Source organism: Rhodococcus sp. EPR-157 (genome assembly GCF_001647195.1).
In the GTDB taxonomy this organism is placed as follows: Bacteria; Actinomycetota; Actinomycetes; order Mycobacteriales; family Mycobacteriaceae; genus Rhodococcoides.
Map to the genome: position 1 here is coordinate 1 of NZ_LVCV01000146.1, position 7,632 is coordinate 7,632.

The 7,632-nt window shown below is 62.7% G+C and carries 7 protein-coding genes; 1 reads left to right on the top strand and 6 read right to left on the bottom strand.

All coding sequences use genetic code 11. The annotated features are described in order from the left end of the window. On the top strand, nucleotides 1-1,354 hold a 1,354-nt coding region (locus A2J03_RS05885), incomplete at its 5' end, for a glycogen debranching protein (protein WP_068370710.1). Nucleotides 1,355-1,359: 5 nt separating this feature from the next. Here A2J03_RS05885 and A2J03_RS05890 read toward each other — a convergent pair. From A2J03_RS05890 to A2J03_RS05915, 6 genes are all read right to left on the bottom strand, one after another. Next, nucleotides 1,360-3,141: an acyl-CoA dehydrogenase gene (locus tag A2J03_RS05890; protein ID WP_068370713.1), complete on the bottom strand. Its 1,782-nt coding sequence runs from the start codon at nucleotides 3,139-3,141 to the stop codon at nucleotides 1,360-1,362. A 41-nt stretch (nucleotides 3,142-3,182) separates the two neighbouring features. Then, complete coding sequence (locus tag A2J03_RS05895) at nucleotides 3,183-3,848, bottom strand: ScbR family autoregulator-binding transcription factor (protein WP_068370716.1); 666 nt, start codon at nucleotides 3,846-3,848, stop codon at nucleotides 3,183-3,185. 124 nt (nucleotides 3,849-3,972) lie between these two features. Continuing rightward, the gene (gene idi / locus A2J03_RS05900) at nucleotides 3,973-4,587 is read right to left on the bottom strand and encodes an isopentenyl-diphosphate Delta-isomerase (protein ID WP_068370725.1); all 615 of its coding nucleotides are present in this window, start codon (nucleotides 4,585-4,587) and stop codon (nucleotides 3,973-3,975) included. Between the two features lie 364 nt (nucleotides 4,588-4,951). After that, complete coding sequence (locus tag A2J03_RS05905) at nucleotides 4,952-5,509, bottom strand: TetR/AcrR family transcriptional regulator (protein ID WP_068370719.1); 558 nt, start codon at nucleotides 5,507-5,509, stop codon at nucleotides 4,952-4,954. Between the two features lie 48 nt (nucleotides 5,510-5,557). Beyond that, complete coding sequence (locus A2J03_RS05910) at nucleotides 5,558-7,021, bottom strand: 4Fe-4S binding protein (protein WP_068370722.1); 1,464 nt, start codon at nucleotides 7,019-7,021, stop codon at nucleotides 5,558-5,560. 46 nt (nucleotides 7,022-7,067) lie between these two features. After that, nucleotides 7,068-7,632: AurF N-oxygenase family protein (locus A2J03_RS05915; protein ID WP_197480633.1), on the bottom strand; the 565-nt coding region annotated here is incomplete at its 5' end.

Sequence of the window (7,632 nt, forward strand, 5' to 3'; positions counted from 1 at the left end):
CAACTCCATCGGATTCTTGGCCCCGCACAACGAGTACAGCAGCGCAGGTGACACCGGCGGTCAGGTCGACGAATTCAAGTCCATGGTCAAAGCCCTGCACGCAGCGAACATCGAAGTCATTCTGGACGTCGTCTACAACCACACGGCTGAGGGCAACCATTTGGGCCCGACGTTGTCTTTGAAGGGAATCGACAACCGTTCGTACTACCGACTGGTCGAAGAGGACAGAGGTTCGTACTTCGACACCACGGGCACGGGCAACAGCCTCAACGTCGGGCACCCAGCGGCACTGGCGCTGATCATGGATTCACTGCGGTACTGGGTCACCGAAATGCACGTGGACGGGTTCCGGTTCGATCTGGCAAGCACACTGACGCGCCAGGACTCCGATCTGGACAAGCACAGCGCCTTCCTCGACCTCGTTCATCAGGATCCCACGTTGGCCTCGGTCAAGCTCATCGCCGAACCGTGGGACACCCACGGCTACCAGGTCGGTGGGTTCCCTGCCCGGTGGTCGGAATGGAACGGCAAGTTCCGCGACGACGTCCGAGACTTCTGGCGCGGCGAAGCCGGTTCGCTCGGCGCCTTCGCTCAACGGATCACCGGCAGTCCCGACGTGTACGAAAGCACGCGGCGCCCGCCACTGGCCAGCGTCAATTTCGTTACCGCGCACGATGGATTCACCCTCGCCGACCTGAACAGCTACGACGACAAGCACAACGACGCGAACGGCGAGGACAACGAGGACGGCGAGTCCGACAACCGCTCGTGGGGTTGCGGGGCAGAAGGACCGACCGAGGACGACGGTGTGCTCGCGCTTCGGGCACGCCAGCAGCGCAATCACCTTGCCACACTACTGTTGTCGGCCGGTGTTCCGATGATCCTCGGCGGGGACGAGATCGGTCGATCCCAGCACGGCAACAACAACGCGTACTGCCAGGACAACGAGATTTCCTGGTACGACTGGGCCGCGGCCGACCGTTCACTCCAGCAGTTCACCGCGGACCTCATCGCACTGCGTACCGAGCACCCAGCGCTACGGCCGATGTGGTTCCGGCACGACAGCGACTCCGACGCCGAGACGTACGTCGACTTCTATCGAGCCGACGGCGAAAAGCTCGCCGACGACGACTGGACCGACGACGCTGCCCTCTCTCTGCTGGTGGAGCTCGCCTCGGCCGATGACGACTCCACCTTCGGCTGGTTGGTCAACTCGTCGGGCGGCGCCGTGGAATTCACACTGCCGTCCGAAGACTGGCGGCAAGTGATCTCCAGCGACCCGGATCAGGCGTACGAAAGTTCAGGCCCGTCGATTCTGATCCGCGAACACTCGTTCACATTGCTGGCTCGCTGACCTGCTCAGAACCACGCCGGGTCCATATCGAGTGTGGTTCGATCCAAGCTGGACAGTAGATCGAGTTGCGGTGCGACCTTGGGCAGTTCGTACACGAAAAAGTATCGGGCCGCCTGGCGCTTACCGTCGTAGAAGTTGCCGCTCTTTCCGTAGACGGCGGTAAGCTGCTCGAGCCACATCCAGGCGATCACGATGTGGCCCATCGCTTCCAGGTACACCGAGGAGTTCGCGAGCGCCACATCCGGTTCTCCGGTGGACCACAACATTGCCGTGACGGCCAGAACATTCTTCCACGAAGTCTCCAACTGGACGCTGAATCGTGCTGTGTCCGCGTCCAGTTCGCGCGCTCGCTGTACGGTGTCCGCGATTCGAGAGCCCAACAACCCCAGCGCTGCGCCGCCCTGCATCGTGACTTTGCGACCGAGCAGGTCGAGGCCTTGAATGCCGTGTGTGCCTTCGTGGATCGGGTTGAGCCTGTTGTCCCGGTAGTACTGCTCGACGTCGTAGTCCCGGGTGTAGCCGTAACCACCGTGCACCTGGATGGCCAGATTGTTGGCTTCGAGACACCACTGCGACGGCCAACTCTTGGCGATCGGCGTCAACAGGTCCAGGAGCAGAGTTGTCTCGGCCCTCAGTCGATCGTTCTCTGTGGTGTCCTGCTCGTCCACCAGTCGAGAGCAGTAGAGGCCGAGAGCCAGAGCACCTTCGACGTACGACTTCTGTGCCAGGAGCATCCGTCTGACGTCGGCGTGTTCGATCAGCGCCACCGGCGGTGAGGACGGATCCTTCACACCGAGGGGTCGGCCCTGCGTCCGAACTTTCGCGTATTCCAGCGACTTCATGTACCCGACATAGCCGAGCGAGATCGCCAGGAATCCGACGCCTATCCGGGCCTCGTTCATCATGTGGAACATGTAGGACAACCCACGGTGTTCCTCACCGACGAGGTACCCGATCGCCCCGGGTTCACCTGCCACCGAATGCGTTCCGTCACCGAATTCGAGCAGCGTGTTCGTGGTTCCGCGGTTGCCCATCTTGTGATTGAGACCTACGAGCGTGACGTCGTTCCGCGTCCCGTCGAGAAGCACCTTGGGAACGATGAACAACGAGATTCCCTTGACTCCAGCACCTCCGCCCGCTGCCTTCGCCAGTACGAGGTGGACGATGTTCTCGGTCAACTCGTGGTCCCCCGCCGAGATCCACATCTTGGTCCCCGAGATCCGATAGCTACCGTCGTCCCGCTTCACCGCGCGTGTGGTGATGTCGGCGAGCGACGAACCGGCCTGCGGCTCGGAAAGGCACATCGTGCCGAAGAACCTGCCCTCGAGCATCGGGCGAACGTAGTCGTCGATCTGAGTGGAAGTGCCGTAGGTGGCAATCAGGTTGGCATTGGCCATCGTCAGGAACGGGTAGGCCGACGTCGACGCATTCGCGGCCTGGAACCACGCCATCGCGGCCCGCGCCACAGTCGCCGGAAGCTGCATCCCACCGAGGGACTCGTCGAATTGACCGGCGATCAGACCTGCAGATGCATAGATGTCGAGGGCGGCCTTCACCTCGTCGATCATCTCGACGGTGCCGTCGGGTCGCATCTTCGGCTCGACGGCATCGGAGATTTTGTTGTGCGGTTCGAAGTGTTTGCGCGCTATGTCGGCACAGAGGTCGAGCACCGCGTCGAACGTGTCCTTGGAGTGTTCCGAGAATCGCTTCCTGGCCGTCAACGACTCCACATCGAGCCATTCGTAGAGTAGGAAATCGAGATCTCTGCGGGACAGTACGTCGGTCATCAATTGGATCCGTTCACGCGGGGGCAGGTCGCACCTTCACACTAGGCGCTCACATCCAGGCCGACCGTCGGTACCGTCCAGTCGCGCGGCGCACTGGCCGCGCATGCCTTGGCGCGCTCCAAAGCGTGCGGGGCAACGACAGCAGGGAGCAACAGCGTCCACATCTCGGCAAGGCGCTCGTACAGGTCGACGCGCCCGTACAGAACTTCGGACAACATCTGTACACCGGTGAACGCCCCGACGACGAATCTCGCCAGCGCTTCCACATCGATTCCGTCGGCGAGGTCGCCTTCCGCTGCAGCTCGGGCCGCGAGTGTCCGGATGGAGTCGATCCAGTCCAGATAGGGCCGTTGGACCGGGCCCTGAATGCTGCCGATCTCGAGCGTCAGACGCATTCCGCCGCGGGCGACCGGCTCTTCTACCAGCTGGCGAGCCATCTCCTGGCTGACGAAGACGAGTGCATCGAGAGCAACTGGGACCTGTTCGGTGATGGCCTGCGAACCGTTCATGGCCAGCTGATGTTGCGCTTCGATGACCGCGTGCGCGAGCTCTTCCTTGGACGCGAAGTGGAAGTACATTGCGCCCTTGGTCACCCCTGCATGAGCAAGGATGGTCGACAGACTCGACGTTCCGTAACCGAACTTCTCGAAGCTGATCGCAGCACCGAGCAGGACGGCTTGGCGGGTGTTCTCAGCACGCTGCTGCATGAGTACCGACCAATCCGTCTACTCGCTCGTTCGCGCTCGGCGTTCTCCACGTGTAGTGCACCGGACAACCATATCTGTTTCGGCGGTCGGTTGTTCGAATGACATTGCCCGACTCTGCCCGAGGTCAGGCGTGGTCCGCCCTGTACCGGGCTGCCTGAGGTAGGTCGGCGGTGTCACCGGACGGCCAGAGGGAAGGATCGACACCAAGACCCTGCAGCTGCACCATCTGCTCCCGGCACCAGGGCGATACATCCCCGCCGTCGTCGACGAATCGAACGAACTCTTCCCACGGATACCAATCTGCCTGTGAAACCTCCGCCGGATTCGGCTCCGGATCCGGGCCGTCGTAGACAACGCCGAACACCGGGCACAGCTCGTTCTCGACTATGCCGTCCGCCATGACCGCTCGGTATCGAAAATCGGGGAGCAACAACCGGATTCCAGACACAGTGATGCCCAGTTCCTGCTCGAGCCTACGAACGACGGCAACTCCGAGATCTTCCCCGGGCGACGGGTGGCCACAGCAACTGTTCGTCGTCACCGAGGGCCATGTCTTCTTGGTTCCGGCCCGCTGCGTGATCAGAACTTCGTTGCGAGAGTTGAAGACATAGCACGAGAAAGCTAGATGAAGCGGCGTGTGCGTGGTGTGAACAGTCGCCTTCGACTGCGTTCCGACGGCCGACCCATCGTCGTCGACGAGAACGACGTGTTCGGTAACCAGAGATGGTGTCGTTGGCATGAGCTCCATATTTCCAGACTCGGCAGAACTCGTCACACTATTGGCCGCGCCTCATCCGAAAGAGGAGCGCCTGACCAGCCCTTGAAGACCACCGACGGCGGCGATGTTTGTGGTGCGCGCTGCGGTGGGTAGTTGGGTAACCGGTGGCGACCCGAATGTCCGAGTCGCCGCCGGCATGTTCGGAGGAGTTGAGACCACAGCTCCTCCGGATATGCCTCACAGTTCGGCAGCTACCCCGCACCGTCGGACACCCCATCGATGGTGCCCGCACCCGACTTCGCTACGCCAGTCGAACTTCGTATCGCAACCGTCAGTTACGAATCTGCCACTCAACCGATGCTGAATCGTGATCTTTGGGGCCACGCTATTGCATCGCCACAACGTCCGCGATCGTGCGCACGTCCTCGGCGCCCAACGGTTGCGTTCCGATCATGACCTGCCGTCTGAGCAGGCCGTCGACGGACATTGCGAACAACTCGGCTGCCGCGGTACTCGGCGGCGCCCCCGCTGCGGCTCGTCCATCACGCACCAGCTGCACGAACGCCGCGAGCTGGACGTCGAACGCCGCGCGCAGCTCAGGATGCGTCAGAGACTCTCCCTGCAGATGATGCCTCGCGATCACTCTCGCGCGATTGGCCTCGGAACACATGTCCTCGACGAACCCGACCACGGCATCGACCACGGCTCGGTGTGTCCAATGGTCCAGCGAGAAGTGCTTCGTTGCGGTTTCCATGTCCCTGACGAACACCTCCCGCAGAGCCATGGTCAGCAGCTGCGTCCGGCTGGGGGCGTGGTAGTTCACCGCACCCGGCTTGAGCCCGGCGGCCGCGTCGACCGCACGGTGCGTCAGGCCGCGCGATCCTTTGTCGGCGAGCACCGTGACCGCAGCTGCGGCCAGGGCGTCCTTACGGGTCCGCTCCATATTCCGACCATACGACACCCCTTACTCCCCCACCCTGCGCCGGGGCGGCTACACCTTGCGGGCGAGTACCCGCGGTAGTCGCCTCTTCGGCCCGGGAGGATTGTTCGCGAGGTCCTCCAACAACGCGTCCACCGTCTCTTCGGCATCGACTTTGTTGTCGCCGATACCTCCGGTGGCTCCGCGCTTGGCCCACCCGACGACGTACCGTCCGGTCGCGGGGTTTCCGTCCTCACCGATCATGCGTCCGCCGACATTGCGAATCGCTCCGCGCTCGGCATCGAAAGGCACTCCGGGAGAGGGTGTTCCACGATAGCCGATGGCCTGCAGGACAAGATCGGATGCAACTGTGGTTCCGCCCGCGAAGTCCACGGACTCGACCCGATCGGTGCCGTTCACACGCACGGGCGCACGACCGAAGGCGAAGACGATCCGACGCCGGGTTGCCGGAATCGAGCCCTCGCAGTTCACCACACCCCGTAGAGCAGACGCAGGTGCCGAGAGCGGAAGGTCGTCGATGACGGACAGAGCTTCCGGCGGGCCGCTGACGGCCACGTCGACGCTGCGTCGGGATACGAGTGCTTGGCATTCGGAGCGAGTGAAGGCTGCGAACTCCGGCCCCCGCCTTGCCGCGATGACAACCTCCTTCACGGTGCTGCGTCGTAGCGTTGCGAGAGCGTGCAACGAGATCTCCGTGCCGGCGAGGTCATCGGGATCCGCCGTGAGTATCCGAGCCGCGTCGAGTGCCACGTTGCCGTTGCCGATGATCGTGACTCGCTCGATTCCATCGAGGTCGATTGCGTCTGCTGGTACGCCTGGATGGCCGGTGTACCACCCGACCAGCGTGCGTGCGCTGACCGAACCGGGAAGGTCTATTCCTGGGATGTCCAGCGGCCGATCACTGTCGGCGCCGACCGCGTACACGACGGCGTCGTACCGGCGACGCACTTCCTCGTGCGTGACGTCGACGCCGACCTCGACGCCCAGCTTCATGGTGACCCGGGGGTGAACGAACAGGCTTCGGAAGTGCTCACTGATCTGCCGTGTGCCGATATGGTCCGGCGCAACGCCGAATCGGGCCAGACCGCCCGCAACATCGAGCTTGTCGTAGAACGTGATTCGGCTGCTCGGAACTCGCAGAAGTGCCTGTGCGGTGTAGCTCGCCGACGGGCCCGTTCCGACGATCGCCACCTCGAACCGTGCGAAGTCGTTGACCGCGGCGGGCGGGAACTTCGGCGGATCCCACTGCGCGACGGCCGGCTTGTCCCGGTAGTAGTCGGCATTGATGTCGGCGTAGATGGCTTGATCATCGGTCAATCTCGACACCCGCGTGATCGCGTCCACCGGGCAGGCGTCAGCGCACGCGCCGCAATCGATACAGCTACGGGGATCGATGTACAAGAGGTCCGTCTTGCCGAAATCCGCCTCGCCCGGTGTCGGGTGAATGCAGTTGACCGGGCAGACCGACAGACACGATGCGTCGTTGCAACAGTTCTGAGTTATCGCAAAAGCCACGCTGGATCCTCGAAATCGACTCTGACAGTGATATTCACAAGGGCATTCACAACATGTGCAGACGCTTGTAGATCGCCTCTGCCGGCTTGGTGACAAGTCCACAGTCGTGCAGGAATGCCATCAGGTGCTCGCTACTGGTCCGCATCATCATGTGGTGGTGGGCGTTGTTCTTCGCCTCGCGGACAGCACGGTCGGTGTCCAGACCTGCGGCCGCGTACACGCCCTTGTTGACCATGTTCGAGACGATGATGCGTGCCGCAATCGCGACCACGAGTGCGCTCGTCTTGCGCCGCGCAACACCCTTGCCCTCGATCCGTTCCCGCATCTGCTGCCGCGCGAACGTCATGTGGCGTGACTCCTCGACGACGTGGATCTTGCTCGTCGTGCGAACCAGTGGGAGTACGTTCTCGCCGCGCATCCAGTCGCGCTGCATCACGTCGAGAACCTCTTCCGCGACGAGGATTCCGCCGTACGCTGCCTCGGCCGAAGCGAGAGCCTTGAACCCACGACCGAGCTCGATGCTCATCCGACGCGGCAGATAGGCCTTGATTCCCATCTTGGTGCACGCGCGAGCGAACATGATGGAGTGCCTGCACTCGTCGGCGATCTCG